Annotated in this window: 24 protein-coding genes; 15 read left to right on the plus strand and 9 right to left on the minus strand. The window is 68.3% G+C overall.

The genetic code is table 11. The features are described 5' to 3' along the window. From rpsK to truA, 5 genes are all read left to right on the plus strand, one after another. A complete protein-coding gene (gene rpsK, locus G6N67_RS21700; protein WP_015305086.1) occupies window positions 1-417 on the plus strand; it encodes a 30S ribosomal protein S11 in 417 nt (138 codons plus the stop codon). 16 nt (window positions 418-433) lie between these two features. Continuing rightward, complete coding sequence (rpsD, locus tag G6N67_RS21705) at window positions 434-1,039, plus strand: 30S ribosomal protein S4 (RefSeq protein WP_036428985.1); 606 nt, start codon at window positions 434-436, stop codon at window positions 1,037-1,039. Between the two features lie 75 nt (window positions 1,040-1,114). Continuing rightward, window positions 1,115-2,167, plus strand: a complete 1,053-nt coding sequence (locus G6N67_RS21710) for a DNA-directed RNA polymerase subunit alpha (RefSeq protein WP_036428984.1) — start codon at window positions 1,115-1,117, stop codon at window positions 2,165-2,167. 59 nt (window positions 2,168-2,226) lie between these two features. Beyond that, window positions 2,227-2,811 carry a 50S ribosomal protein L17 gene (gene rplQ, locus G6N67_RS21715; RefSeq protein WP_036428982.1) on the plus strand — a complete coding sequence of 195 codons (585 nt, stop codon included), beginning with the start codon at window positions 2,227-2,229 and terminating at the stop codon, window positions 2,809-2,811. Further along, entirely contained in the window at window positions 2,795-3,685 is an 891-nt protein-coding gene (gene truA / locus G6N67_RS21720; RefSeq protein WP_036428981.1) for a tRNA pseudouridine(38-40) synthase TruA, read from the plus strand. Before rplQ ends, truA begins: the two co-directional genes overlap by 17 nt. 29 nt (window positions 3,686-3,714) lie before the next feature. On the opposite strand, the gene G6N67_RS21725 is transcribed toward truA, so the two are convergent. The 5 genes from G6N67_RS21725 to G6N67_RS21745 all read right to left on the minus strand — a co-directional run bounded on the left by G6N67_RS21725 (window position 3,715) and on the right by G6N67_RS21745 (window position 7,610). Beyond that, window positions 3,715-4,362: a cutinase family protein gene (locus G6N67_RS21725; protein ID WP_051578447.1), complete on the minus strand. Its 648-nt coding sequence runs from the start codon at window positions 4,360-4,362 to the stop codon at window positions 3,715-3,717. Window positions 4,363-4,455: 93 nt separating this feature from the next. Next, window positions 4,456-5,088, minus strand: coding sequence for a cutinase family protein (locus G6N67_RS21730; protein ID WP_110798327.1), 633 nt, complete (start codon window positions 5,086-5,088; stop codon window positions 4,456-4,458). Window positions 5,089-5,200: 112 nt separating this feature from the next. Next, entirely contained in the window at window positions 5,201-5,854 is a 654-nt protein-coding gene (locus tag G6N67_RS21735; protein WP_036428977.1) for a cutinase family protein, read from the minus strand. Window positions 5,855-5,878: 24 nt separating this feature from the next. Next, window positions 5,879-6,547 (minus strand): cutinase family protein, encoded by a 669-nt coding sequence (locus G6N67_RS21740; RefSeq protein ID WP_081812399.1) that lies wholly within the window; start codon window positions 6,545-6,547, stop codon window positions 5,879-5,881. Window positions 6,548-6,572: 25 nt separating this feature from the next. Further along, complete coding sequence (locus tag G6N67_RS21745) at window positions 6,573-7,610, minus strand: EamA family transporter (RefSeq protein ID WP_036428975.1); 1,038 nt, start codon at window positions 7,608-7,610, stop codon at window positions 6,573-6,575. Between the two features lie 87 nt (window positions 7,611-7,697). On the opposite strand from G6N67_RS21745, the gene G6N67_RS21750 reads away from it, so the two are divergent. Both G6N67_RS21750 and eccB read left to right on the plus strand, forming a co-directional pair. Then, window positions 7,698-8,249 (plus strand): CGNR zinc finger domain-containing protein, encoded by a 552-nt coding sequence (locus G6N67_RS21750; protein ID WP_036428973.1) that lies wholly within the window; start codon window positions 7,698-7,700, stop codon window positions 8,247-8,249. A gap of 67 nt (window positions 8,250-8,316) precedes the next feature. Next, on the plus strand, window positions 8,317-9,717 hold the full coding sequence (gene eccB / locus G6N67_RS21755; protein WP_036428972.1) for a type VII secretion protein EccB: 1,401 nt from the start codon (window positions 8,317-8,319) through the stop codon (window positions 9,715-9,717). Here eccB and mycP read toward each other — a convergent pair. Both mycP and eccD read right to left on the minus strand, forming a co-directional pair. Then, the gene (gene mycP, locus G6N67_RS21760) at window positions 9,673-10,941 is read right to left on the minus strand and encodes a type VII secretion-associated serine protease mycosin (protein ID WP_110798462.1); all 1,269 of its coding nucleotides are present in this window, start codon (window positions 10,939-10,941) and stop codon (window positions 9,673-9,675) included. The genes eccB and mycP overlap by 45 nt on opposite strands. Window positions 10,942-10,985: 44 nt before the next feature. Next, complete coding sequence (gene eccD / locus G6N67_RS21765) at window positions 10,986-12,311, minus strand: type VII secretion integral membrane protein EccD (RefSeq protein ID WP_051578446.1); 1,326 nt, start codon at window positions 12,309-12,311, stop codon at window positions 10,986-10,988. A gap of 124 nt (window positions 12,312-12,435) precedes the next feature. Here eccD and G6N67_RS21770 point away from each other — a divergent pair, with 124 nt between their 5' ends. The 4 genes from G6N67_RS21770 (at window position 12,436) to G6N67_RS21785 (ending at window position 17,973) form a co-directional block, all read left to right on the plus strand. Beyond that, window positions 12,436-16,152, plus strand: a complete 3,717-nt coding sequence (locus tag G6N67_RS21770) for a type VII secretion protein EccC (RefSeq protein WP_036428970.1) — start codon at window positions 12,436-12,438, stop codon at window positions 16,150-16,152. Beyond that, window positions 16,152-17,276, plus strand: a complete 1,125-nt coding sequence (locus G6N67_RS21775) for a type VII secretion-associated protein (protein ID WP_036428969.1) — start codon at window positions 16,152-16,154, stop codon at window positions 17,274-17,276. Before G6N67_RS21770 ends, G6N67_RS21775 begins: the two co-directional genes overlap by 1 nt. A gap of 72 nt (window positions 17,277-17,348) precedes the next feature. Next, window positions 17,349-17,660: a WXG100 family type VII secretion target gene (locus G6N67_RS21780; RefSeq protein ID WP_036428968.1), complete on the plus strand. Its 312-nt coding sequence runs from the start codon at window positions 17,349-17,351 to the stop codon at window positions 17,658-17,660. A 16-nt stretch (window positions 17,661-17,676) separates the two neighbouring features. Further along, window positions 17,677-17,973: a WXG100 family type VII secretion target gene (locus G6N67_RS21785; protein ID WP_036428966.1), complete on the plus strand. Its 297-nt coding sequence runs from the start codon at window positions 17,677-17,679 to the stop codon at window positions 17,971-17,973. A gap of 3 nt (window positions 17,974-17,976) precedes the next feature. Here the strand turns inward: G6N67_RS21785 and G6N67_RS21790 are convergent, their stop codons facing one another. Together G6N67_RS21790 and G6N67_RS21795 are read right to left on the minus strand one after the other, a co-directional pair. Beyond that, window positions 17,977-18,957: a hypothetical protein gene (locus G6N67_RS21790; RefSeq protein ID WP_036428964.1), complete on the minus strand. Its 981-nt coding sequence runs from the start codon at window positions 18,955-18,957 to the stop codon at window positions 17,977-17,979. A gap of 39 nt (window positions 18,958-18,996) precedes the next feature. Further along, a complete protein-coding gene (locus G6N67_RS21795) occupies window positions 18,997-20,364 on the minus strand; it encodes a DEAD/DEAH box helicase (protein ID WP_036428963.1) in 1,368 nt (455 codons plus the stop codon). Between the two features lie 250 nt (window positions 20,365-20,614). Here G6N67_RS21795 and G6N67_RS21800 point away from each other — a divergent pair, with 250 nt between their 5' ends. The 4 genes from G6N67_RS21800 to G6N67_RS21815 all read left to right on the plus strand — a co-directional run bounded on the left by G6N67_RS21800 (window position 20,615) and on the right by G6N67_RS21815 (window position 25,768). Continuing rightward, window positions 20,615-21,904, plus strand: a complete 1,290-nt coding sequence (locus G6N67_RS21800) for a GAF domain-containing protein (RefSeq protein WP_230021553.1) — start codon at window positions 20,615-20,617, stop codon at window positions 21,902-21,904. A 101-nt stretch (window positions 21,905-22,005) separates the two neighbouring features. Further along, window positions 22,006-23,529, plus strand: coding sequence for an aldehyde dehydrogenase (gene adh, locus G6N67_RS21805; protein WP_163642264.1), 1,524 nt, complete (start codon window positions 22,006-22,008; stop codon window positions 23,527-23,529). A 103-nt stretch (window positions 23,530-23,632) separates the two neighbouring features. Next, window positions 23,633-24,031 (plus strand): GlcG/HbpS family heme-binding protein, encoded by a 399-nt coding sequence (locus G6N67_RS21810; RefSeq protein WP_036428961.1) that lies wholly within the window; start codon window positions 23,633-23,635, stop codon window positions 24,029-24,031. A gap of 66 nt (window positions 24,032-24,097) precedes the next feature. Next, window positions 24,098-25,768 (plus strand): HNH endonuclease signature motif containing protein, encoded by a 1,671-nt coding sequence (locus tag G6N67_RS21815; protein ID WP_081812398.1) that lies wholly within the window; start codon window positions 24,098-24,100, stop codon window positions 25,766-25,768. Window positions 25,769-25,873 lie beyond the last annotated feature (105 nt).

Raw genomic sequence — 25,873 nt, forward strand, 5'->3', positions numbered from 1 at the left:
ATGCCACCAGCAAAAAAGGGTGCCGCAGCTCCTAAGAAGGGGCAGAAGACCCGTCGCAGGGAAAAGAAGAACGTCCCGCACGGCGCCGCGCACATCAAGAGCACGTTCAACAACACCATCGTGTCGATCACCGATCCGCAGGGCAACGTCATCGCCTGGGCGTCGTCGGGTCACGTCGGCTTCAAGGGCTCGCGTAAGTCCACCCCGTTCGCCGCGCAGCTGGCCGCTGAGAACGCCGCCCGCAAGGCGCAGGAGCACGGCGTGAAGAAGGTCGACGTGTTCGTCAAGGGCCCGGGCTCGGGCCGCGAGACCGCGATCCGTTCGTTGCAGGCCGCCGGCCTCGAGGTTGGCGCCATTTCCGATGTCACCCCGCAGCCGCACAACGGTTGCCGTCCGCCCAAGCGGCGCCGGGTCTAGGGAGGAATAGAGACTCATGGCTCGTTACACCGGACCTGCGACGCGCAAGTCGCGTCGCCTGGGCGTCGACCTCGTCGGCGGCGACCAGTCGTTCGAAAAGCGCCCCTACCCGCCCGGCCAGCACGGTCGCGCGCGGATCAAGGAGAGCGAATACCGCACCCAGCTGCAGGAGAAGCAGAAGGCCCGCTTCACCTACGGCGTCCTGGAGAAGCAGTTCCGCAAGTACTACGAAGAGGCAAACCGCCAGTCGGGCAAGACCGGTGAGAACCTGCTGCAGATCCTGGAGAGCCGCCTCGACAACGTCGTGTACCGCGCCGGCCTGGCCCGGACCCGTCGCATGGCGCGTCAGCTGGTCAGCCACGGCCACTTCACCGTCAACGGTGTCAAGGTGAACATCCCGAGCTACCGGGTGTCGCAGTACGACATCATCGACATCAAAGAGAAGTCGCTGAACACGCTGCCCTTCGAGATCGCCCGCGCCAACGCCGGTGACCGCCCGATCCCGTCCTGGCTGCAGGTCGTGGGCGAGCGCCAGCGCATCCTGGTGCACCAGCTCCCCGAGCGCGCGCAGATCGACGTGCCGCTCGCCGAGCAGCTCATCGTCGAGTTCTACTCGAAGTAATGACCTTCCGGCCATTTGGCCGGTAGGTACCCAGACGGCATCAAATAGCGGGTGCCGAGAAGGAGAAGAAACACCATGCTGATCTCTCAGCGACCCACCCTGTCCGAGGAGACCGTTGCCGAGAACCGGTCCAAGTTCGTCATCGAACCGCTGGAGCCCGGATTCGGCTACACCCTCGGCAACTCGCTGCGGCGCACGCTGCTGTCGTCCATCCCCGGCGCGGCAGTCACCAGCATCCGCATTGATGGTGTGCTGCACGAGTTCACCACCGTTCCCGGGGTGAAGGAAGACGTCACCGACATCATCCTGAACCTCAAGGGCCTGGTCGTGTCCTCCGAAGAGGACGAGCCGGTCACCATGTACCTGCGTAAGCAGGGCCCGGGCGCGGTCACCGCAGGTGACATCGTCCCGCCGGCCGGTGTGACTGTGCACAACCCCGACATGCACATCGCCACCCTCAACGACAAGGGCAAGCTGGAGGTCGAGCTCGTCGTCGAGCGTGGCCGCGGCTACGTCCCCGCCGTGCAGAACAAGGCGTCGGGTGCCGAGATCGGCCGCATCCCGGTGGATTCCATCTACAGCCCCGTGCTGAAGGTCACCTACAAGGTGGAGGCCACCCGCGTCGAGCAGCGCACCGACTTCGACAAGCTGATCCTCGACGTCGAGACCAAGAACTCCATCAGCCCGCGCGACGCGCTGGCTTCGGCCGGTAAGACCCTGGTCGAACTGTTCGGTCTGGCACGGGAACTCAACGTCGAGGCCGAGGGCATCGAGATCGGCCCGTCGCCGGCCGAGGCGGACCACATCGCGTCGTTCGCCCTGCCGATCGACGACCTGGACCTCACGGTGCGGTCGTACAACTGCCTCAAGCGCGAGGGTGTGCACACGGTGGGCGAGCTCGTGGCCCGCACGGAGTCCGATCTGCTGGACATCCGCAACTTCGGTCAGAAGTCCATCGACGAAGTCAAGATCAAGCTGCACCAGCTGGGTCTTTCGCTCAAGGACAGCCCGGCCACGTTCGATCCGTCCGAGGTCGCGGGCTACGACGCCGCGACCGGCACGTGGACCAGCGACGCAGGCTACGACCTGGACGACAACCAGGACTACGCCGAAACCGAGCAGCTCTAAAGAAATCCGTCCCGGTCCTACCTGATACGGGGACCGGCCCCAATTAGGAGATAGTCGCAATGCCCAAGCCCACCAAGGGTCCTCGCCTCGGCGGGTCGTCCTCGCACCAGAAGGCGCTGCTGGCCAACCTGGCCACCTCGCTGTTCGAGCACGGCCGGATCAAGACCACCGAGCCGAAGGCGCGGGCGTTGCGTCCGTACGCCGAGAAGCTGATCACCCACGCCAAGAAGGGGCAGCTGCACAACCGCCGCGAGGTGATGAAGAAGATCCGCGACAAGGATGTGGTCCACACCTTGTTCGCCGAGATCGCGCCCTTCTTCGCCGACCGCAACGGTGGCTACACCCGGATCATCAAGGTCGAGAACCGCAAGGGCGACAACGCCCCCATGGCGGTCATCGAGCTGGTCCGGGAGAAGACCGTGACCTCCGAGGCCGACCGGGCCCGCCGCGCCGCGGCGTCGCAGGCCAAGGCCGAAGAGGCCAAGGTTGAGGAGGCCAAGGTTGAGGAGGCCGACGAGGCTGCGTTGGCCGAGGAAGCCCCGGCCAACGAGGTCGAGGCCGAGGACGCTGCAGTCGCCGACGCCCAGACCGCCGAGGTCGAGGCCGAGGCCGACGCTCCGGCTGAGGATGACACCAAGTCCTGAGGACGCTCGTAACGTGCCCGCCATCGACTCCGGTGGCGGGCACGTTCGTCTGCGGCTGGACATCGCCTACGACGGGACGGATTTCGCCGGCTGGGCGGTCCAGGAGGGACAGCGCACCGTCGCCGGAGTGATCGACGAGGCGATGTCGACGGTGTTCCGCACCCCGATCGTCACGCGGACCGCGGGCCGCACCGACACCGGCGTACACGCCACGGGGCAGGTCGCGCACATCGACGTTCCCGTCGACGCGGTGCCGCACGCGTATCCGCGGACCACTCGCCCCGCGGATGCCGAATTCACCCCGCTGGTGCGTCGGCTGTCGCGGTTTCTGCCCGCCGACGTCACCGTGCGCGACATCACGCGTGCGCCAGCTGGTTTCGACGCCAGGTTCTCGGCGTTGCGCAGGCACTACGTCTACCGACTGAGCACCGCACCCTACGGCGTCGAGCCGCAGGAGGCCCGGTTCGTCACCCCGTGGTCACGTCCACTGGACGTCGACGCGATGACCGAGGCCGCTCGTGAGCTGTTGGGACTCAACGACTTCGCCGCGTTCTGCCGACACCGTCCCGGCGCCACCACGATCCGTGACCTGCAGCGGCTCGACTGGGTGCGTGACGGCGTGTACGTCACGGCCCACGTGACCGCGGATGCCTTCTGCTGGAACATGGTCAGATCCCTGGTCGGTGCGCTGTTGAAGGTGGGGGAGGGGCGACGCACGCCGGACTGGGCCGCGCATCTGCTGTCCGAGACGAGCCGGTCGAGTGCGTTCGCCGCGGCGCCGGCGCGGGGGTTGACGCTCGTGCGCGTGGACTATCCGCCAGACGATCAGCTGGCTGCCAGGATCGGCGTCACCCGGGATCTGCGGACACTCTGAGCGGCTCCGACAAATCGGTTGCCGGCCCTTCAGATCCGCGCGGAGACGAATCTGGCTGCCTGTGCCACCATGCCCGAGCGGATGTAGCCGGGCGCCAGGTGATCCGCCCATCCCGCCTGCCACTTGTACGGGCTGCTCGGGTTGCACACCGGATCGTCGGAGTGGCACAGGTCGATGGTGCGGTTCTGGTAGGTCGGGCTCAGCGCCGTGATCGGTACGGCCCAGTTGGCGCCGTTGCCGAACAACGCGACCGCCGCGATGTGCCGGTCGGTGCCCCGCGGCAGCGGGTTGTTGAAGGTGAACGCCGAAATAGGCATCGCGAGAACGAGATCCGTCGCGGCGGCACCCAACGAGTAGCCGCCGAGGACGAGCTTGGTTCTCGGACATTTGCGGGACATCAACTGAACCCGTCGGCTCATGTCGTTGGCGGCCATGTCGACCTGGGTGTCGGCCGGGTAGTTCACCGGATAGAGGCTGATGTTCGGGCCCCGCAGGGTGCGCAACGCGTTGACGAAGGCAGCGCCGACCTGTCCGGGACCTGGGGGCTCCATGCGGCCGCGGGCGAACACCACCTCGACCGGCGGGCACCCGGCGGCGCTCGCAGTGCCGATCATGCTGGGCGACGCCGTCATTGGCACCGCGACGGCAGTCAGGGCGATGATCAGTGCGGCCGACATTCGACGGCCAATCACGCATCTGATGGTATTGACGATCGCGTCGAGAATAGGTGCCGGTCCGGCAACGATCCGGCGACGAAGTGGCTCAGCGGGTCAGAGCCGCCCCGCCACGAAGTCCGCTGCCTGGTTCACCATTCCGCCGTCGATGTAGGCCCCCGCGAGGTGATCGGGCCAGTTGTTGCGCCAGGTGTCGGGATCCGCGGGGTTGCAGATCGGGTCGGCGCCGTGGCACAGCTCGATGGTCCGGTCGCGGTAGACGGGGCTGAAATTGGAGATGGGGCCGACCCAGGCCGCCCCGTTCCCGAACAGGGCGATGGCCGCGATGTGGTCGGCCGCCCCGGCGGGCAACGGGCTCTTGAACCCGAAACCGGTGAACGGCACGGCCAGTACGACATCGGCGACCGCAGCGCCCAGCGAGTACCCGCCGAGCACGAGCCGGGTGTTCGGGCAGCTGTCCATCATGTACTGGATGTGCTGGCTCATGTCGTTGGCGCCGATGTCGACCTCGGTGTCGGCCGGGTACTTCACGGCGTAGACACTCACGTTCTTGTCGGTCCGCGATCGCACCGCGTTGACGAACGCGTTGCCGAGCGTGCCGACGCCCGCCGGTTCGGTGCGGCCACGCGCGAACACTATCTCGACATCGCTGCACGGCGCGGCCTGGGCGCTCGGCAGGCCGGCCGACACGATCACGGGCGTGAGCGGCAGGACGGCGGCGACTGCCATCACGACAGCGGCCACACAGAACCATCGGCGGAACCGGCCGCGGGTAGAAAGTTTGACCACCTAGGCGATCGTAGCGGAGAAATTGACGGCGCTGCCGATGTTGGCGTGTGGTCTACAGCAGTCCCGCGACGAAGTTGGCGGCGTCGTTGGCCGGACCCTCGTAGGCGCGGTGCGCAGGCACGCTGTCGCCGTCGGTGCACACCGGATCGTTGGGGTTGCACAGGTCGATCGCCCTGCTGCCGTAGACCGGGCTCGAGGTCAGCGGCAGGCCCAGTTTCGCCGAAGGGTTGCCGAAGACCGCGACAGCCGCGATGTGGTCGGGAGCGTTGGGCGGCAGCGGCGCGTTGAAGCCGACCGCCGGGAACGGAACCGCGGCGATGACGTCGATCACCGCGGCGCCCTGCGAGTAGCCGCCGAGCACGAGCCGCGTGTTGGGGCAGTTCTCCATCATCCACTGGACGTGACCGCTGGCGTCGTTGGCGCCGTTGGCTGCCGCGAGGAAGTCGTAGCTGGCCGGGTAGTTGACGGCGTAGGCACCCACCGATCGGCCGCCGACCTTGTTGCGCAGCGCGCTGACGAAGGCGTTGCCGATGCGGCCGAGCCCGGGGGAATCGTTGGTGCCTCGAGCGAAGACCACCTCGATGTCGGGGCAATCGGCCGCCGACGCCACGCTGGGCGTCAGTACCGGAGTGATGAGAGCGCCCGCGACAGCGAGCGCGGCGGATGCGACGAGCAGGCTGCAACGACGAACAAGATCAATGGCCACACCAAATCCTAGCTTCCGAAGTTGCTAAACGATGCCTGCGACGAAATTGGCGGCCTGATCCGTCAGGCCCGCCGTCACGTAATCGCTGTGCGCGAACGGATTCCGGCCACGCGAGCAGATGGGATCACCGTCCTTGCAGAGATCAATGGCCTTGCCACCGAACACCGACGACGTGATCGGGTTGCCGAACTTCGTGGCCGGGTTGCCGAACACGGCCACGGCGGCGACCTGGGGTACCAGGCTGCCCTCCAGCGGGGGCGCCGAGCCGATCTCACCGACCCTGTTGCCGAGCGGCGGGATGCCGGCCAGCATGTCGACGACTGCCGCGCCCTGGGAGTAACCGCCGAGCACCACGCGCGTGGACGGGCACGTGGCCGCCAGGGTGGAGATGCGGGCAGCGGCGTCGTTGGCGCCGTCGGCGGCCGCCAGGAAGTCGTAGCTCGCGGGGTAGTTGACCGCGTACGTGGACACCGTGCGGCCGCCGAGCCGGGACGACAACGCGTCGGCGAAGGCCTGCCCGGGCCGTCCGAGACCGGGGGCATCGTTGGTGCCGCGGGCGAAGATGACCTCGACGTCGGAACACGGTTCGGCCGCGGCCGGCGCGGCGACAGCCAGCGGCAGGGCCGCGCTGACCAGTGTCGATGCGATTGCGGCCACCCGGGCCGATTTCCGGAGGAGACTCACGGACGACATCGTCACACAAAATGGTTAGCCGCGGCTAATCGTTTGCCCGATCTGTCGTCTCTCGGATCGCCATGTCGGGCCAGCTCGCCAGCTCGAGCTGACCGGCGCCGTCCGAATCCGCCTGCTCGCTGCGGTCGCCCTGGCGGGCCAGCGCGAGGCCCACAAGGACCACGGCGCCGCCGATCGCCTGGCTGACGGTGATGGCCTCACCGAGCAGGATCCAGGCCGCCAGGACGGCGAACATGACCTCGGACAGCCCCACCAGCGACGCGAAGCGAGGCTTGAGGCGGGCGATGCCGAGGATGCCCAGCAGATAGGCGATGGCGGTCGGGATCAGGCCGAGCGCGATCACCGGAACCAGCCACGATGTGGTGAAACCGGCGATGACGACGGAATTGGCGGTGAAGGCCAGCGGCATGACGCCGGTCACGCCGAGCACCGCGACGGCCGCGGCGCCGACGATCAGCCCGCCCGTGGCCAGGCTGATCGGGTTCAGTCCGGCGTCGCCGTCCGTCGCGACATTGCCGGACATCATGAAGTAGCACGCTGCGCACACGGCCGCGGCCAGGCCCCAGCCCACGCCGACGATGTTGATGTGTGCTCCGGTAAACACGTTGAGCACCAGCATGATTCCGGCCACAGCCAGCGCGACGCCCGCGAAGGTCATGGTGCTCGGCCTGCGCCGCGTGGTGGCCCACACCCAGGCCACGACGAGCACGGGCGCGGTGTACTCCAGCAGCAGGGCCACACCGACGGACAGGTGCGCGACGGCGTTGTAGTAGAAGAGCTGCGCGCCGGCGATCGGTACGAGGCCGTAGATCAGCACGGTCCGGGAATGATGGATGACCTCGCGCACCCAGCCGGGACGGACCATGCCGGCGAAGACGGCCATTGCGAGTGCACCGCCCGCGAGCCGCGCGGTGACCGCTGCGGTCGGGCTCCACCCGGCCTCCATGAGAGCCTTGGCGAAGGGGCCCGATGATCCGAACGCGAGCGCGGAGCTCACTGCGAACAGCAGTCCGAGCCGGAACTGCTTGTCGGCAGGCAGACGGTTCAGCTGGGTTGTGGTCATCGGTACACCTCCCGGGGGATGTAATGAGTAAAATGGATTTTGGTAGTGACAGTACTGACGCTACGGTGAGGCGTCGTCAGGAGTCAAATGCTTTTTACATATGACACGGAACTCACACTCAGGGCCGCGGCCGAGTTGGTCAACAGCGACCGCGTGGACGGCGAACAGCTCGCCGACCTGGCAGCCCTGGACGTCTACCTGAACAGCTTCGGATGGACGGGACGCCGTGACCGCGACGATGCCGAGCTGCGGTCGGTGCACCGGCTGCGCGCCCGCCTGGGCGATATCTGGGCCGCGACCGATGACGAGGAAGCCACCGTGGAAAAGGTCAACGCACTGTTGCGGGAGACCAAGGCGTCGCCGTGGCTGACCCGGCACGTGGAGAACCCCGACTGGCATCTGCATCTGGGTGCCCCCGACGACCCGCTGTCGCAGCGCATGGGCGCCGAGATCGCGATGGCATTGGCCGACCTGATCCGCGGCGGTGAACTGCGCCGGCTGAAGGTGTGTGCGGCACCGGACTGCACGGCTGTGCTGACCGATCTGTCGCGCAACCGGTCGAAGATCTTCTGTGACACCGGAAACTGCGGCAACCGGCAGCATGTGGCGGCCTACCGCCAACGGCAACGCGAGGAGTAGGGCTCCGCACGAAAATCCCTGCCAGAGGATCGTTTCGAACCGGGTTAAGGTGGTTGCCGGGGGACATATGGCACGGGAACCGGCGACTCGGTTGCAGCTCAGCGGTCATCGCTTTCTGCTTCGGCGCACCGCGCATGCGCTGGTCCGCGGCGACGCCACGATGGTCGACGATCCGCTTCGCGCGCAGTCGATCTCGTTCGCAAGTGGATGTGCGCTCGCGGTCGTCGCGGTCGTCGCGTTCCTCGTACTCGCGTTCGTCCGTCCGGGTACCGCGCTGGGCAGCGCGCCGATCTTGATCTCCCCGAAATCCGGCGCGCTGTACGTGCAGATCGACGGCGTAGTGCACCCGGTGCTCAACCTGGCGTCGGCCCGGCTCGTCACCGGTGCAGCCGCCGACCCGCAACCGGTCGGCGACGGCGCACTCGCGACGGCACGCCGGGGGCCGCTCGTAGGTATTCCCGGGGCGCCGGCGCGTATCGGTCCTCCTCTGGCGCTCGACGAATCCGGTTGGGCGGTGTGCGATGTCGCCGATCCCGTGGGCACGGTGCTCGTCGCGGGCCGCCCGCACCCCGGCTTTCGGCAGTTGCGCCGCGGTCAGTCGCTGCTCGTGGTGGCACGCGACGAAGGAGCCGCCAACACCTACCTGCTGTTCGACGGCGTGCGGGCCCGCGTCGATCTTCGTGACATCGCCGCGGTCAGGGCCTTGAGAATGGAAGATGTTGCACCGCTGTCTGTTTCGCGCGCCTTGCTGGACAGTGTGCCCGAGGTGGCCGCCGTCAGGGCGCCGAGCATCGCCGCGGCGGGCACACCCGGGCCGCCTGTGCTGGACGGGCTCGGGGTGGGCACCGTGATACGCGTGGTCCGGGCCGACGGCGTCGAGTTCTACGTGGTGCTGACAACCGGGCTGCAACGCGTCGGCCAGGTGGCCGCCGATCTCATCCGGTTCACGGTTCCGCAACCGGCCGGTCAGCCACCCGAGATCGCCGCGGCCACCGTGGCGAAAGTTCCGTTCGTGCACGAACTGCCTGTGGGCACGCTACCCGAGCGGGTGCAGGCGGGTGGTGCCGCGGTGCGGTGCGCGGGCTGGGATCCGCGCGGATCGACCACGAAAACCACGTTGTACACGGCTGATTCGTTATCCGGCGCGGCGGTGACGGTCGAGCTCGCGCAGCACGACGGCGCAGGTCCGAACCTCGACCACGTCAGCATCCCCGCTGGGCGCAGCGCGCTGGTGCGGGCGACCGGCCTGGCCGGTGACACGGTGGCCGGATCGCTCTATCTGGTCGACGATCTCGGTGTGCTCTACGGAGTGCACGACGACGATGCCGCGAAGCGCCTCGGACTACCACTGCCCGCGGTGCCTGGCCCGTGGCCCATGCTCAGGCTGCTGCCGGCCGGCCCGGAACTGAGCCGCGACGGCGCGTCAGTCGTCCGTGACGGGTTGACCGCCGGAAGCGCCGCGCCGTAACCGGCCCACCGACACGGCCAGCGCAACGCCCAAAACCACGCAGATTGCCGCCCCGCCGAACGCGACCCGGCGCGACCCGTCGTCTGCCTGCCCGGCAGTCGGCGCGGTCACGGTCGAGACCGGACGGGCCGCAGCGGTGACCGGCTGACCGCCGTCACTCGTGGCGGCCAGCGCGTCGACGATTCCGTTTCCGACCAACGGATCCCAGCCGCCTGGCGGCCGATGTGCGGTGGTCTCGATCCGGCGCATCACCTCACGCGCGGTCAGCTGTGGAAACCGCGCCCGCACCAACGCCGCGATCCCGGCGACCATCGGTGCCGCGTAGCTCGTGCCCGAGATCGGGTCGGCCTCACCAAGCCTGTCGATCAGCTGCTCTCCGTCCGGATGCAGGGAAACGACCTGTTCGCCGGGCGCGGCGACATCCACCCACGGGCCGGCCAGCGTGAACTGCGACGCGACGCCGTCGGGGCCCACCGAGCCCACACACAGCACCAGGTCGTCATACCAGGCCGGGCTGGCGATCGTCCGCACGTGCTCCCAATCGGGCGGGCCGGCGGCACCGTTCTGCGCCGGGCAATGGCCCGGGCCGCCGACATTGCCGGCCGCGGCGACGACCACGACGTTCTTGACGTCGACCGCATAGGCCAGCGCCGCGCCGAGCGTACCGTCGTCGGGCGCCCGCTCCGCCGCGACGCAGGCCACCGACGAAATGTTGATGACTCCCGCGCCTAGATCGGCCGCCGTCCGGACAGCCTGCGCCAGCGTTGTGACGTCACCGACGCCCGCGGTCTCGCCTTCGACGGCGAATTTGTTGCTGGACTGACGAATTGCCAGAATCGTCGCGTCAGGGGCGACGCCGCTGAAACCGTCGTCGGTGGGTGCGCCGCCCGCGATCCCGGCGACGATCGTGCCGTGACCGTCGCAGTCGGCCGTGCCGTCGCCACCGGACACGTAGTCGCCGCCACCGACCAGGTGCGGCAGTAACCGGTGCCGTGCGACCCCGGTGTCGATCACCGCGATGGTCTGGCCCGCGCCCCGGGTCAACTGCCACACCGCGTCGAGGCCGAGCGGGTGCGTCACCGCGCCGGTGGCGTGAGCCGAAGCGCTGAAGCACGGCTGACGTAGCTCGGTGGGCTGAACCGGTTTCGGTGGTGCGGCCGGAGGCAACCGCGCGTTGTCGACAACGGGCGGAACCACAGCGGCCGCCACCGGTGTCATCATCATCGGTGCCGCCAGGACCGCGGCCGCGATCACCCGGGGTGTCCTGCTCACAGCTGGCCCAGCGCATCGAAAATGCCTGCGAGCCAACAGGCCAGCGGCACGATCGCAGCCAGCGCAATGTACTCCAGGCAGTCGGCCATCCTCATCGCCGCGGGGTGAGCGGCACTGGTGGGCCACAGCAGGGCCAACCCGACCGCGACGGCGAGCAGGCCCAGCCAGTCGCCATGCTGCGGCAGCCACATCACCAGGAGTGCGAAAGTCGCCGCCAGACCGAGACATCCGGTGATCGACAGGGCCGTGCGGCATGAGCTTGAGGCATACGACCTCGACCGCAGAACCAGGGCCACGCCGACCGCCGCGGTGAAAGCGACGGCGGGTGCAGTCACGACATGACGACACCCCGCGACGACGAGCAGGGCACCCACCGAGGCTGCCGCGGCGCATCCGGTGACCAAACCCGCCAACGTCCGATGCCCGCGAGAGGCCCGCATCGTGAGGTCATCCGCATCGTCGTCATCGGGCTCGCCAGGGACCGCAGGCGTCAGATCTGCCACGATGATCGACAGTCGCGGCGTCAGCGCCAACGCACCGACCCCGGTCGCGGCCAGCGCCGCGCCGAGAGCGCTCAGCGTGAGTGCCGGCCACACCACGCCGAGTCCCGCGGATGCCGCCACCACGGCCGCGAAAGCCGTGACGGCGAGGAGAGACGTCGGTCCGCAGTCCGACATCCGGAGTAGCACGATCCCGACCGACCCTGCCGCCACCGCCGCAAGGAATACGTTCGCCGCGCCGGGCCCGGCGGGGACGGCGAGAAATCCCGTCGCCGCAACCTGAGCCACGGTGACAATGTTGAGCGTCGCCACGAGCGGCGGCGCGGCCCTGACCCGTTGTGCGCCAACCGCGGTCGTGACGACGGCTGCCGCCAGCACGGCCGCCACGCCGAAGCGGGCGAGGCCCTGCGCGGCGAGCCCCGTCCATGCCAGTGCGAGAATACCCAGTGCGCACGAGAAGACGCAGCCGGCGAACCCCAGCCCGGGAACCGCGGTAACAGCGGGCACGCTCGCCGCGAGTGCTGCGGTGACCGAATCGGTGCGGGTGGTGGGCTCCGCAGGTGCCTCGGGTGCCAGTAGCAGCAGGTCGCCGTCATGAACATCGTTCTGAGCCAGCGTCTTCGATTCGTTGAGCGCTGGGCCGCCGATGGTGCAGAGCCGCCAGGGCATGGGTGTGGCGTCGTCCGCGCCGCACGCATCGATGATCGACGGGATCAGCTCGCCGACCGTGATCGCGGTGGGCAGAGACAGATCCACCGTGACCGAATCGTCGTCGGCGACCCATCCGCAGTGAATCGACACGCGGCGCAGCGCATCCGGCATCACATCATCCCCCCGGTCGACGCCAGTGCAGATCACCGTAACCGACACTCGCACCGGTTCCGCGCGGCAAAATTTCCGGCAGTTCGATGGAACGGATCGACGCCAGGGTGCGTCCAATCGTGCAATGGAGACAACCGCGCGGACAACCGCACTCGCCGACCCGGGGCAGCCCGGCGAGTTGATGATCGATGCACCCCCGACGGTGCCGCGGGCCGCCCCGGCGAATGTGTTCACCCGGCTGATGCCCGTGATGCTGGCCGTCGCGATGGTGGGCATGATGGCCGTCTATTTCTCGTCGGGCGCCGCCGCATCCCGCGGGCCGGCGTTCATGTTCTTCCCGATCATGATGGTCTTGTCGGTGATCGGCACGATGGTCTACAGCCTGCGTGGGAACGGTCGCGGTGCCGAGCTGAGCCGTGACCGTCGCGAATACCTGTGCTATCTCGACGGACTGGATGCCGTGCTGGCGGCTGCCGCGCAGGCGCAGTGGCGTGACCTGCACGAGACCCACCCCGCCCCGCACCAGTTGTGGAGGCATGCCGGCAGCGCTCGAATGGGGGAGCGCGCCCCGGAACATCCTGCCTTCTGCGAAGTTCGCATCGGGGTGGGGGAGCGGCCGTCGAGCACCCGGCTCGTGACGGCAGAAGCCGCGGCAGGCGGTGAACCCGATCCGGTGACCACCGGCGCGCTTCGCCGGCTGCTCGCCGATCGCGCGACGGTGAGCGACGTGCCCGTGACCGTTGCACTGCGTGAGGTGTCCGGTCTCGCGATCGACGGCGACGCCTCGGCGGCTCGGGCCCTGCTCCGTGCCGTGGTGTGTCAACTGGCAACCTGGCATCATCCGCGCGACCTCCTGATCGCGGCCGTGATCGGTGCGGCCGCGGCTGACCACTGGGAGTGGTTGAAATGGCTTCCGCACCATGGTCATCCGCGGCGGCACGACACCGCGGGACCGGCGCGGATGACCTATCGGAGCGCAGCCGAGATGCATGTCGACGCACCGGGCGCCCACGTCATCGTCATCGTCGACTCGGCCGACCCTCCTGCGGAGGCGCCGGGCGTCACGGTGCTCACGGTCGGTGCGCGACGCGACACGGCAGCGCTCCTGCACATCGGCGATGACGGCGTCCGCCACGGGCGGGTCACCGCCCGGCCTGATCGGCTGAGCGAGAGCGAGGCCCTGGTGTGCGCACGCCGGCTGGCCCGCTACGCATCGGCCCGTTCTCGGCGTGCGGTGCATCCGGAATGGCTGGATCTCGTCGGTGCGCGTGACGTCACCAGGATCGACCCGCCGAACTGTTGGCGGACATCCGATCCGCGCTGCTTGCTGCGGGTGCCTATCGGCAGAACCGAGACGGGCACACCCGTTCACCTCGATCTCAAAGAGGCCGCGCAGGACGGCATGGGTCCGCACGGGCTCTGCATCGGCGCCACCGGATCGGGAAAATCGGAGTTCCTGCGTACGCTGGCGTTGGGTCTCGTCACGACCCATTCACCCGATGCCCTCAACCTGGTCCTGGTCGACTTCAAGGGCGGCGCAACATTTCTCGGTTTGGAAACGGCTCCGCATGTCAGCGCGTTGATCACCAATCTGGCGGACGAGGCCGCGCTCGTGGCCAGGATGGCCGACGCGCTGTCCGGAGAGATCACGCGTCGGCAGGAACTGCTGCGCGCCGCGGGCGGCCTCACCAACATCACCGAATACCGCAGACTGCGCGCGGATCTGCCGGCGCTGCCTGCCCTGCTGATCATCGTCGACGAGTTCTCCGAACTCCTGCACCAGCATCCCGACTTCGCGGAGCTGTTCGTGGCGATCGGTCGATTGGGTCGCTCGCTCGGCGTCCACCTGCTGCTGGCCAGTCAGCGCCTCGACGAAGGACGGCTGCGCGGACTGGAGACCCACCTGTCCTACCGGATCTGCCTGAAGACGTTCTCGCCCAGTGAGTCCCGCGCGGTGCTGGGGATCCCCGACGCCTACGAGCTGCCGAACACTCCTGGGATGGCCTACCTCAAGACACCGGCGGGCGCGGTGACCCGGTTCCGCACTGCGTTCGTCTCCGGGCCGCTGTCGATCCCGGAGCCTGTCGAGCCCACTCCGACACCGGGCCCGTTCAGTGCCCGCTGGTCGCCGCCGAACAAGGCGGTGGCCCAGCGCGACACCACGACTCTGCTGACTGCAGTGCTGGGCCGGCTGGCCGGGCACGGGCCACCCGCTCATCAGGTCTGGTTGCCGCCGTTGCCGGCCTCGGTCCCGCTCAGCGACGTGCTGCTGGCCGGCAACGCGCCGTTGAGCGTCGCCATCGGACTGGTCGACTGCCCGTTTCAACAGCGCCGCGACCGGCTCGTCGTCACGCTGGCCGGCGCCGAGGGCAACGTGGCGATCGTCGGCGGACCCCAGTCGGGGAAGTCCACCACGGCAAGAACCCTGGCGCTGGCCCTGGCAGCATCCCACCGCCCCGGTGATGTGACGTTGTACTGCCTGGATTTCGGCGGCGGAGCCCTCACTGCCCTGCAGGCGCTGCCGCACGTCGGTTCGGTCGCCGGCCGCCATGATGGTGACCTGGTCCGGCGCACGGTAGCGGAGCTCGAGGGGTTGGTGCGCTCCCGCGAACAGCGGTTCCATGAGCTGGGCATCGATTCGATGAGCGAATACCGCCATTCCAGCGACCGCGACGGATACGGCGACGTGTTCCTGATCGTCGACGGGTGGGCGGTGCTGCGCCAGCACCACGACACGTTGGAGGTGGCAATCACAGCGCTTGCCGCACAAGGACTTTCGTACGGTGTCCACGTTGTGCTGACCGCGTCGAGGTGGGCGGAATTCCGTCCCGCGGTCAAGGACCAGCTCGGAACCCGCATCGAACTGCGGCTCGGCGATCCGGCCGAATCCGAGATGGACCGCAAGCGGGCCCGGCAATTGGGCCTGTGCGCGCCCGGCCGGGGGCTCACGAGTGACGGCCGGGAGTATCTGATCGCGCTGCCCCGACTCGACGGCGCAACCTCGACCACCGGCGGTGCTGACGCACTGCGGGCGGCAGCTGACACGCTGCGCACCCAGTACCCCGGCGCGGCCGCACCGGAGATCCGGCTGCTGCCGGCGCTGGTCACGCGCAACGCGATCGGCGACGTCGGGCAGGCCCGGCCGGCCACCCAGGTGGTGCTCGGCCTCGGCGAACGCGAACTCGCGCCGGTGGTGGTCGATTTCGGCGAACAGTCCGACCTCGTGATCCTCGGCGAGGCCGGCTGTGGAAAGTCCACCGTGCTGCGCACCTTGTGCCGCGAGTTGGTGGCGACCACCGCGGCGGCCGACGTACAGGTGCTGATCGTCGACTTCCGCAGGTCGTTGCTCGGCGCGGTGGAATCCGATCACCTTGCCGGCTATGCGATATCGACAGGCATGCTCGAGGGCCTGTTGCCCGCGGTGACCGACCGCCTGCGGGACCAGATTCCCGGTCCCGCGGTAACCCAGCGTGAGCTCCGGGACCGGTCATGGTGGTCGGGGCCTGAGCTCTACGTGGTCGTCGACGACTACGACCTGGTCGCCGGAACCGGGAGCAATCCGCTGACGTCACTTGTCGAATTCCTGCCGCACGCCCGCGACATCGGTCTGCACCTCGTGGTGGCGCGCCGCTCGGGTGGCGCCGCCCGTGCGATGTTCGACCCGGTGCTGGCCCACATGAAAGACCTTGGCTGCATGGGGTTGATGATGAGCGCCGGTCCGGAGGAAGGCGTATTGCTCGGCTCGGTGCGGCCCAGGCCGCTACCGCCGGGGCGCGGAACCCTGATCACGCGTGCGTCGGCCGAGCAGCTGATCCAGGTCGCCGTCGGGCCGGACCCGTGATGATCGAGGCCGGGCCCGTGACGGTGCGTGGGCCCGGGCCGGTCCCATGGGATTTGGCTGCCACCGCCGTCGAGTGCATCGACGATGCGATCGCATTGATCGACGATGAGCCGGTCTCGGTTGAGGAGCTGTGGGCAGAGGTGCTGCGGGCCGCCGCGGTCGACGACGGCGCCGGGGTGGTGCTCGTGTGCCCGACGTGGTGGACTCGTGACCAGGTCGAGCGGGTGCGTGCAGCCGCCGCCGCGGCGTTCGGTGAGGCTGTCGTGATGAGCCGGGCCGAGGTGGTGGCCGCGGGTCGGGACGACGCGGCGTGGGCAGTGGTCGAGATCGCTGATGAACTCGTGGTCATCTCGCGACCCGATGCGATGCCGGTGAGGATGATGCGCTCGGATACCGAGACCGTGGTGACCGCCGTCACGGCCGCGGTGGCAACGGCGCACGAGGTGATCGTCGACGCGCCTGCCGACGTCACGCAGTCCGGTGAGCTGGGGCGTCTCGTCGCAGAGCGCCTGCGCCGCAACGGGATTCCCGTCGTCGTGGTCGCGACGTTGTCACTTCCGCCGCCTGATGAGCCGGAGCCGTCCGAGCCCGACGCCAGATCCGGTGCTGTCCGTGGCAGGGTCGCGGTCTGTACCGGCCTCGCGCTCGCCGCGGTGTTCGCCGCAGGAGCGGCGGCCATGCGCACGCCGAGCACGTCTGGAGAATCGACGGTCACCCTGGTGGAGGGACGCGTCGGAATGCAGGTTCCGGCGGGCTGGACCGTCGAGCGGCTCACGGGCGGTGCCGGATCGGCCCGCGTGCAGGCATCGTCGCCGGCGGAACCTGTTGTCGCACTGCACCTGACCCAATCCGGCGTGCCGCCCGGTCGGCTGGAAGACAGTCTGCGACGAGCACTCGACGAGCAGCCCGCCGGGGTGTTCGTCGACTTCAACCCCCATGACCGGGTGGCCGGCCGCGATGTCGTCAGCTACCGCGAACTGCGCGCGCAACGCCAGGTTCGGTGGATCGTGCTGACCGACAACGCGGTTCGCATCGCCATCGGATGCCAGAGCGCTCCGCAGCGGCCCGACACGGTGCAGGCCGCGTGTGAAGCGGCCGTCCGCTCGGCACATGCCCTGTTTTGAAAAAGATGGAACCGAAGAGCCTTCTGCTGCGTCGAAACCTTATATCCCGCAAGACAACGCCGGAAGGATCCGATGGTGACATCACTGGGTACCGACTTCGAGGTGATGACCTCGGTGGCCGGGAAGATCGACGTTCTCAACGACGACATCCGGGCCATGCTGCAAGCATTCATCGCGAGGATGAGCAGTGTGCCGCCCTCGGTGTGGGGCGGCGCGGCGGCAACGCGCTTCCGGGACGTCGTCGACCGGTGGAACAGCGAGTCGGTCGCGCTGCACACCGCGCTGGCGCGCATCGCCCAGACCATCCGGTCCAACGAACGCACCCTGCGTCAGGCCGCCGACGGCCATTCGGAGCGCCTCGGCGCCGTCGGCCAGAACCTGTGAGAGACAAGGAGCAACCATGAGCGAAGTGCTGTCATACAACTTCGACGAGATCGAATACTCGGTTCGCCAGGAGATCCACACGACGTCGAGCCGGCTGAATGCGGCGTTCGAGGAGTTGCGGTCCCAGATCGCTCCGCTGCAGCAGGTCTGGACCCGGGAAGCCGCACAGGCCTATCAGGTGGAGCAGATCCGCTGGAATCAGGCCGCCGCGTCACTCAACGAGATTCTGTTCAACCTGGGCAATGCGGTGCGGGACGGGTCCGACGATGTCGCCGCGACCGACCGCAGCGCGGCCAACGCGTGGGGGCTGTGACGCTCACCCGACAAAGCCTGTGCGGTCCCGCTCGGAATGGAGAGGCCGGCGGGACCGCACATTTTGTTCGTGCGCGGTGTGCAGCCACGAGCGCTGACGGTCGACGCGACGGCGTTCGTTGCGGTAGTGCGTGGTGAGCCACGCGGCCTTGTAGACGTCGCCGACCTTGTGCGCCTGGCTGATCCGGTCGCGCTCGCGCATCTCCAGGAGCGTCAGCCGCAGCAGGAACAGCGGATCGGCTACCCGGCTCAGCAGCCAGTCGTAGCCGCGTGACGAGTAGGTGAGTGCCTGTGCCGACGCGGCTTTCGCACGCTGCCGATAGTCGATCCCGGACACGCGCTCAGCCGCGGTGCGGACATGTGCCTGCCATGGCACCTCGCCCGCGGCGAGCACGATGTTGACCGCGGCAACGGTGCTCAACGGGGCCGCGCTGGCGTCGCGCACATCGGCGGCGCGGCCGAGGATCGTCGCGACGGTACGGCGCGGGGTTCTGGTGATCAGGTCGGTGCGCGGCCGGATCAACTCGGCGGGCGCACCGAAATGAATGAACAGTTCCCGCGTCACAGTGTCATTGCGGACGAAGTTGCGCACGGCCCGGTCGAGCCAGGCCGCCGCGAAGACCACGACCGCCAGCAGCACGAGCCGCGAGACCAATCCGCCGGGCAGCAAGTAGTAGGCCACCACCGCGGCGAGAAGACCGAGCCCGATCAATGCGATGTGCGCGATGTCCTTGCCGCGCTGAGGATATTGCGTGAGGTAGGCCAGGGCCATGGTGTCGCGCTCGACACCGGCAATGATCTGGCGGCTGCCCGGCACCGTCGGGGTCAGTTTCTCGGCGATGAGCAGCGACCGGTACAGCCGACGCTGCATGAGGCCGCGTGAGCCGAACACGGTGTGGCCCGTGGCGATTGCGGCCACCGCGGGCGCCGCCGCCACGATGGGTGCGCACGCCACTGCGACGTCGAACAGGCCCGAGAGCAGCATCGCTCACAGTGTATGGCCGCAGTGGGCCGATGACGGTCGCTAGTGGCGGCCTGCGGCGGAGTCGTTCGCCCTTCTGGGCCTGCGGCCGCGGCCACCGCCATTGCGTTGGGCCGCGGACCGATTGCCCTGGCGACCGCGACGCGACTGTCCGGGCCCGGACGACCGCTCCGGCCGCGCCGGGGCCTTCGACTCGGGCCGCGACTGAGCCTTGGGTTCACCGAAAACCCGGTCACCCGGCGCGATCTGCCGCAGCACCGGATGATCGGTGCCACTGATGCGGGTGATGGTCGGCTTGACGCCGGCCTTGCGGGTCAGGTTGCGCACATCCGACACCTGCGCGTCGTGCATGAGCGTCACGACGGTACCTTCGGCCCCGGCGCGCGCGGTGCGGCCGGACCGGTGCAGGTAGGCCTTGTGCTCCACCGGCGGGTCGGCGTGCACCACGAGGTTGACGTCGTCGACATGGATTCCGCGCGCGGCGATGTCGGTCGCGACGAGCACGGTCGCGGAGCCGTCAGAGAATGCCGTGAGGTTGCGGTCACGCGCGTTCTGCGACAGGTTGCCGTGCAGTTCGACAGCCGAGATGCCACGGGAATTGAGCTGGCGGGTCAGGCTTTTCGCGCCGTACTTGGTGCGGGCGAAAACAATGGTGCGGCCAGGGGCGGCAGCCAGATCGGCCACGACGTTGACGCGCGCGGCCGTGTCCACGTGCAGCACGTGATGCACCATGGCGGTCACGGGCGACTGCGCCGAGTCGACGCTGTGCACCACCGGGTCGTGCAGGTACCGCTTGACGAGCACATCGACACCGGCATCCAGCGTCGCCGAGAACAGCAACCGCTGGCCGCGTTTCGGGGTGCGGTCGAGGAGGCGCTTCACGCCGGGCAGGAAGCCGAGATCGGCCATGTGATCGGCTTCGTCGAGCACCGTGATCTCGACCGCGGACAGATCGGCGTGGCCGGACTTCACATGGTCTTCCAACCGGCCGGGGCACGCGATGACGATGTCCACGCCGCGTTGCAGCGCCGCGATCTGCGGGTTGGGGCCCACCCCGCCGAAAATCTTGACCGAGCGCAGCCCGGTGGCTTCGGCGAGCGGGATCAGCGATGCCTCGATCTGGGTCACGAGTTCCCGGGTCGGGGCGAGGATCAGGGCGCGCGGGCGTCCGGGCGTGCGTGCGGTGCCGCTCTTGGCCAGGCGCGCGACCAGCGGCAGCAGGAACGCATAGGTCTTGCCGGACCCGGTGCGGCCACGGCCGAGTACATCGCGGCCGGTCAGCGAGTCGGGAAGCGTCGCGGCCTGAATGGGGAACGGCGTGTGCACGCCACCCGCGGCGAGGGTGGTGACGATCTCGGCGGGAAGGCCGAGGTCGGCGAAAGTCGTCTGGACAGACGTCGAGGCAGACAAAAGAAAACTCCGAAAATGGTAGGCGGTCGTCCTGCCCGGCGCGGGTGAGATCCCGCGGCGCTCGAGTTGACGATCGAGATGGCGACAAAGGCAGAACAGACAAGTCGCCGTGACCCGACTATACCGGTAGGCGGTCCGTTTCCCGGCCTCCGAGCGGCCATGCGTTACCGCCGTCACACCCAGGTCAACTATCCTGGCGGGCACGCGCGGTGGCCAAAATGTCGGCGCCGCGTTCAGGAGCGTGATCACCGTGACCACATCGGAGGACGTGGGTGGCCGGGTTTTGTCCCGAGTGCCGCCTGCGAAGGTGCGTGCCGTGCACGACCTCTTCGTGGAGGGCCAGGTGGACGCCGCATACCTCGACTCCACACCGCTGCGCCGCATCGTTGTGGAAAGTTGGCAGCGCAGCCTGGCCACGGGCGTCGACCCCGACCGTGGCGGCCGGCTTGCCGCGGCAAGCCTGACCGAGTTGCGGGCCTCGCATCCGCTGGCCCCCACGCTGCCGCTGATCCGCAGGCTGCTGGTCGAGGACGCGGCCGACTCGGGCGTGGTGGTCGCCATCACCGCCGCCGACGGCACCTTGCTGTGGGTCGAGGGCGACCGGACCGCGTGCCGGAGGGCCGAGGCCATGAACTTCGTGCCCGGTTCGGACTGGAGCGAGCGCTCGGCGGGCACCAATGCTCCGGGTACCGCGTTGGCGTTGGACCGCGAACTGCAGATCCTGGGCTCGGAGCACTTCTCCCGCATCGTGCATTCGTGGAGTTGCACGGCCGTGCCCGTGCACGACCCGGCCAGCGGAGTCCTGCTCGGCGCCATCGATCTCACCGGCGGTCACGCCGTGACGACGCCGCAGACCCTGGCGCTCGTGCGCGCGACCGCGGTCGCGGTGGAGAACCACCTGGCGTTGCTGCAGTTGACCAAGCCGGCACCGGACCCGGTTCCCGAAGGCGCCCGGCTGTCGGTGCTCGGTGCCGAACGGCCTCGGTGGGAGGCCGCCGACTCCGACGGCCGACCACGCACCGCCACCCTGACCGGCAGGCACGCCGACATCCTGGTCCTGCTGATCCGCCATCCCGAAGGTTTGAGCGCCGATCACCTCGCGATGCTGCTGGACGACAAGGATCTCGACGTGGTGACCATCCGCGCCGAGATGTCACGGTTGCGCCGTGTGATCGGCAGCGAGCACATCGCGTCGCGGCCGTATCGCCTGCTCGCGCCGATCGCCAGCGACATGGGTGACGTGTACGACGCACTGCGGGCAGGCGACGTGGCGGCGGCGCTCTCCGCGTACACCGGGGCCTTGCTGCCGCAGTCCGTATCACCTGCCATCGCGCGGCTGCGCACCGAGCTGAGCGCGAGCCTGCGCGGAGCCGTGCTCGCCGACGGAAACCTCGACCTGTTGCGCCGGTGGCTGCAACTGCCCGACGGCCGGGACGACCGACGCGGCTGGCACCTGCTGCACGATCACCGCGATGCCGACCCGGTCGCGCGGGCACATGCCCGCGGTCACCTCGCCGGGCTCGACGCCGACTTGGCCTAGGTCCGCCGCGTTGCACGACGCGTGCAACCGTGCTGCAACCTCCTGCTACCTACCTTGAGTGACGACCGACACATTCGGGTGTCCGACCGCAGGAGAATGCCATGACTGTTTACGCACGTCCGGGCGCCGAGGGCGCCTTGATGTCGTTCGAGGCCCGCTACGACAACTACATCGGTGGGGAGTGGGTCGCGCCGGCCGAAGGCCGCTACTTCGAGAACCGCACCCCCGTGACCGGCCAGGTGTTCTGCGAGGTGGCGCGGTCGAGTGAGGCCGATGTCGAGAAGGCGCTCGACGCCGCCCACGCTGCCGCGCCCGCGTGGGGCAAGACGGCACCGGCGGAGCGGGCCAACATCCTCAACAAGATCGCCGACCGCATCGAGGCCAATCTCGAGTCGATCGCGCTGGCCGAGTCCTGGGACAACGGCAAGCCGATCCGCGAGACGCTCAACGCCGATATCCCGTTGGCAGTCGACCACTTCCGCTACTTCGCGGGCGTGTTGCGTGCGCAGGAGGGGTCGCTCTCCCAGATCGACGAGGACACCGTCGCCTACCACTTCCACGAGCCGCTCGGTGTCGTCGGGCAGATCATCCCGTGGAACTTCCCGATCCTGATGGCGGTGTGGAAGCTGGCCCCGGCACTGGCGGCCGGCAACGCCGTGGTGCTCAAACCCGCCGAGCAGACCCCGGTTTCGGTGCTCTACCTCATCTCGCTCATCGGTGACCTGCTGCCGGCCGGTGTGGTCAACATCGTCAACGGGTTCGGTGTGGAGGCCGGTAAGCCGCTGGCGTCGAGCAACCGGATCGCCAAGATCGCGTTCACGGGTGAGACCACCACGGGCCGGCTCATCATGCAGTACGCGTCGCAGAACCTGATCCCGGTCACGCTGGAACTGGGCGGCAAGAGCCCCAACATCTTCTTCTCCAATGTCCTTGCCACAGCTGACGATTACCAGGACAAGGCGCTCGAGGGCTTCACGATGTTCGCGCTGAATCAGGGCGAGGTGTGCACGTGCCCGTCGCGCAGCCTGATCCAGGCCGACATCTACGACGAGTTCCTGGAGTTGGCGGCGATCCGTACCAAGGCCGTGCGTCAGGGTGATCCGCTGGACACCGAGACCATGATCGGGTCGCAGGCCTCCAACGACCAGCTGGAGAAGATCCTGTCCTACATCGAGATCGGGAAATCCGAAGGGGCCAAGCTCATCACGGGCGGTGAGCGCGCTCAGCTCGGTGGCGATCTCAACGGCGGCTACTACGTCGCTCCGACGATCTTCACCGGCAACAACAAGATGCGGATCTTCCAGGAGGAGATCTTCGGCCCGGTGGTGGCGGTGACGTCGTTCACCGATTACGACGATGCGATCTCGATCGCCAACGACACGCTCTACGGCCTGGGTGCGGGGGTGTGGAGCCGCGACGGCAACACCGCCTACCGCGCCGGTCGCGACATCAAGGCCGGCCGGGTGTGGACCAACTGCTATCACCAGTACCCGGCGCACGCGGCGTTCGGTGGTTACAAGCAGTCCGGCATCGGCCGCGAGAATCACAAGATGATGCTCGACCACTACCAGCAGACCAAGAACCTGTTGGTCAGCTACAGCAACAAGGCCCAAGGCTTCTTCTGAGCCGGTCTCCAGCCCGAACGTGGGCTTGTGTGCCGAACCCCCCACCCGCACACAAGCCCACGTTCGTCATAACCGACGGTCATAGCCGACGAGAGGAGAACTGATGGGAGCTCTGTCGCTGTCCACGGCGCAGAAGGTGGTCGACGCTGCGATCGCCAAGGCCCACGAGATCGGCCACCCGATGAACATCGCGGTCGTCGACGATGGCGGCCACCTGGTGACGTTCGTTCGCATGGACGGCGCCATCAAGGCCAGCATCGACATCTCGATCCGGAAGGCCCGCACGTCGGTCATGATGAATCTGCCGACCAGCGCGCTGACCACGGTGTGCCAGCCGGGCGGTGAACTGTATGGGCTTGAGCAGACGGCGGGAGGTCTCGTGGTGTTCGGTGGCGGCCTTCTGCTGGAGTCCGACGGTGTGGTGATCGGCGCGATCGGGGTCAGCGCGGGCAGCGTCGAGCAGGATGTCGCGGTCGCCGAGGCCGGCGTCGCCGTGCTCTAGTCCCAATCTTGTTCCTCCATCGTGGTCGCGACGCAGGTCGGGGCGCGCCGTTTTGTCGGTGGTCGAATGTATGTTCGAAGCATGCAGACGGATGCGCTGGCGGCGGTGGCGGGGTTGCGGGCCGCCTTCGACGCGTTCGCCGCGTGCGATGTCGCGTCCTTGTCCAGGGCCGAGGTGGTGGCGCTGCTCGACGAGTACGAGGAGCTGATGTGTCAGCTGCCGGCACCGTTGCATCGGCTGCTGGCCCAGCTACAGGCCGGCACCACACCCAAGGAGATGGGTGCCAAGTCGTGGAATGCGGTGTTGCGGATCCGGTGGCGGCTGTCGACCGCGGAGGCGGGCCGCCGCTTGCGCGAGGCCGCCGAGCTGGGGCCGCGCCGCGCGCTGACCGGCGAGCCGCTGCCGCCGGTCCTGCCAGTGGTTGCGGCCGCGCAAGCCGCCGGGCTGATCAATGCCGATCACGTCAAAGTGCTGCGCGACGCGGTCGATGCTCTCCCCGGGTGGGTCGATCCCACCACGCGGGACCAGTTCGAAGCCGATCTGGTGGGGGTCGCGGTCAAGGTGGATCCCAAGGAGCTCAAGGACACCGCCGAGCTGCGGTTGTTTCTGCTCGATCAGGACGGCCCCGAGCCCGACGACACCGAACGCGCCCGTACCCGCGGGGTGTCGATGGCCAAGCAGGATCGGGCTGGGATGACGGGGTTGACGGCGAACCTGAGCCCGGAGGCCGCGGCGGTGTGGGAGGTGTTGTTTGCCAGGTTCGCCGCGCCGGGCATGTGCAACCCGGCCGATGAGGAACCCTGCACGTCGGGGACGCCGACTCAGGCCCAGATCGACAATGATCACCGCTCCCTGGCCCAGCGCCAACATGACGCGCTGATCGCCATCGGGCGGATCGCGTTGATGACCGATTTGGGTCAGCTCAACGGATTGCCGGTGTCGATCATCATCCGCACCACCCTGCAGGATTTGGAATCGCGCGCCGGGATCGGCACGACCGGCGGCGGAACCAAGCTGCCCATCAAAGACGTCATCCGGATGGCCGCCCACGCCAACCATCACCTGGCGATCTTCGATCGGGCCACTGGAGCGGCGCTGGACTATTACCGGGCCCGGCGTACCGCCAGCCGGGCGCAGCGGATCATGTTGATCGCCCGTGACGGCGGCTGTACGAAACCGTGTTGCACTGTGGGGGCTTACGGTTGTCAGGCCCATCACGGCGAGGCCGACTGGGCCGCCGGCGGCAACACCAATGTCAACGAGATGACTTTGGCCTGCCCGCCGGACAATCGTCTGGTCGACGACGGCGGATACACCACCACCTTCAACGACCGCGGCGAGGTCGAATGGCACCCGCCACCAGAGCTCGACCACGGCCAGGCCCGCATCAACTACTACCACCGGCCCGAACTGCTGCTCAACCCACCCGAGGACGAATCGGAGCGGGAACGGGCGCAGGGCGTGGAGCCGGAAGCACAGCAGAACCCCGAGGACGAATCGGAGCCAGAGCGGACGCCAGACCTCCAGTGGGATCTGGACTGGGATCTGGACTGGGGCAACGACTTCGACCAACCCACACTCATCGCACCCAACGTCGACCACCTCTGGGACGCGCAGTCGTTCGACAAGGGGCCCTTCGACCCCGGACTTCCATCCGGCTGGATACTGATCGACCCCTACCCATGGCAATCCAGCACAGACCAGGCCCCCGGCGGCAAAAGAGTCCGCGGCCCTTGACCAGCCACGCAAGCCCGGCGCTTGCCGGTCCCGTCGCATCCCACCAACCGCCGACACCGCAGCCGCGCGGCGAGTTCGTCGGGTGCGCATACTGCCAATCGACTG

Origin of the sequence: Mycolicibacterium mageritense (genome assembly GCF_010727475.1) — a bacterium.
GTDB classification, from domain to species: Bacteria; Actinomycetota; Actinomycetes; order Mycobacteriales; family Mycobacteriaceae; genus Mycobacterium; species Mycobacterium mageritense.

Bases quoted from the DNA above. Each gene is read 5' to 3' on its own strand.
- rpsK (WP_015305086.1), top strand. From the start codon at position 1: ATGCCACCAGCAAAAAAGGGTGCCGCAGCTCCTAAGAAGGGGCAGAAG.
- rpsD (WP_036428985.1), top strand. From the start codon at position 434: ATGGCTCGTTACACCGGACCTGCGACGCGCAAGTCGCGTCGCCTGGGC.
- G6N67_RS21710 (WP_036428984.1), top strand. From the start codon at position 1,115: ATGCTGATCTCTCAGCGACCCACCCTGTCCGAGGAGACCGTTGCCGAG.
- rplQ (WP_036428982.1), top strand. From the start codon at position 2,227: ATGCCCAAGCCCACCAAGGGTCCTCGCCTCGGCGGGTCGTCCTCGCAC.
- truA (WP_036428981.1), top strand. From the start codon at position 2,795: ATGACACCAAGTCCTGAGGACGCTCGTAACGTGCCCGCCATCGACTCC.
- G6N67_RS21725 (WP_051578447.1), bottom strand. From the start codon at position 4,362: ATGTCGGCCGCACTGATCATCGCCCTGACTGCCGTCGCGGTGCCAATG.
- G6N67_RS21730 (WP_110798327.1), bottom strand. From the start codon at position 5,088: ATGGCAGTCGCCGCCGTCCTGCCGCTCACGCCCGTGATCGTGTCGGCC.
- G6N67_RS21740 (WP_081812399.1), bottom strand. From the start codon at position 6,547: ATGTCGTCCGTGAGTCTCCTCCGGAAATCGGCCCGGGTGGCCGCAATC.
- G6N67_RS21745 (WP_036428975.1), bottom strand. From the start codon at position 7,610: ATGACCACAACCCAGCTGAACCGTCTGCCTGCCGACAAGCAGTTCCGG.
- G6N67_RS21750 (WP_036428973.1), top strand. From the start codon at position 7,698: ATGCTTTTTACATATGACACGGAACTCACACTCAGGGCCGCGGCCGAG.
- eccB (WP_036428972.1), top strand. From the start codon at position 8,317: ATGGCACGGGAACCGGCGACTCGGTTGCAGCTCAGCGGTCATCGCTTT.
- mycP (WP_110798462.1), bottom strand. From the start codon at position 10,941: ATGATGATGACACCGGTGGCGGCCGCTGTGGTTCCGCCCGTTGTCGAC.
- eccD (WP_051578446.1), bottom strand. From the start codon at position 12,311: ATGCCGGATGCGCTGCGCCGCGTGTCGATTCACTGCGGATGGGTCGCC.
- G6N67_RS21770 (WP_036428970.1), top strand. From the start codon at position 12,436: ATGGAGACAACCGCGCGGACAACCGCACTCGCCGACCCGGGGCAGCCC.
- G6N67_RS21775 (WP_036428969.1), top strand. From the start codon at position 16,152: ATGATCGAGGCCGGGCCCGTGACGGTGCGTGGGCCCGGGCCGGTCCCA.
- G6N67_RS21780 (WP_036428968.1), top strand. From the start codon at position 17,349: ATGGTGACATCACTGGGTACCGACTTCGAGGTGATGACCTCGGTGGCC.
- G6N67_RS21785 (WP_036428966.1), top strand. From the start codon at position 17,677: ATGAGCGAAGTGCTGTCATACAACTTCGACGAGATCGAATACTCGGTT.
- G6N67_RS21790 (WP_036428964.1), bottom strand. From the start codon at position 18,957: ATGCTGCTCTCGGGCCTGTTCGACGTCGCAGTGGCGTGCGCACCCATC.
- adh (WP_163642264.1), top strand. From the start codon at position 22,006: ATGACTGTTTACGCACGTCCGGGCGCCGAGGGCGCCTTGATGTCGTTC.
- G6N67_RS21810 (WP_036428961.1), top strand. From the start codon at position 23,633: ATGGGAGCTCTGTCGCTGTCCACGGCGCAGAAGGTGGTCGACGCTGCG.
- G6N67_RS21815 (WP_081812398.1), top strand. From the start codon at position 24,098: ATGTATGTTCGAAGCATGCAGACGGATGCGCTGGCGGCGGTGGCGGGG.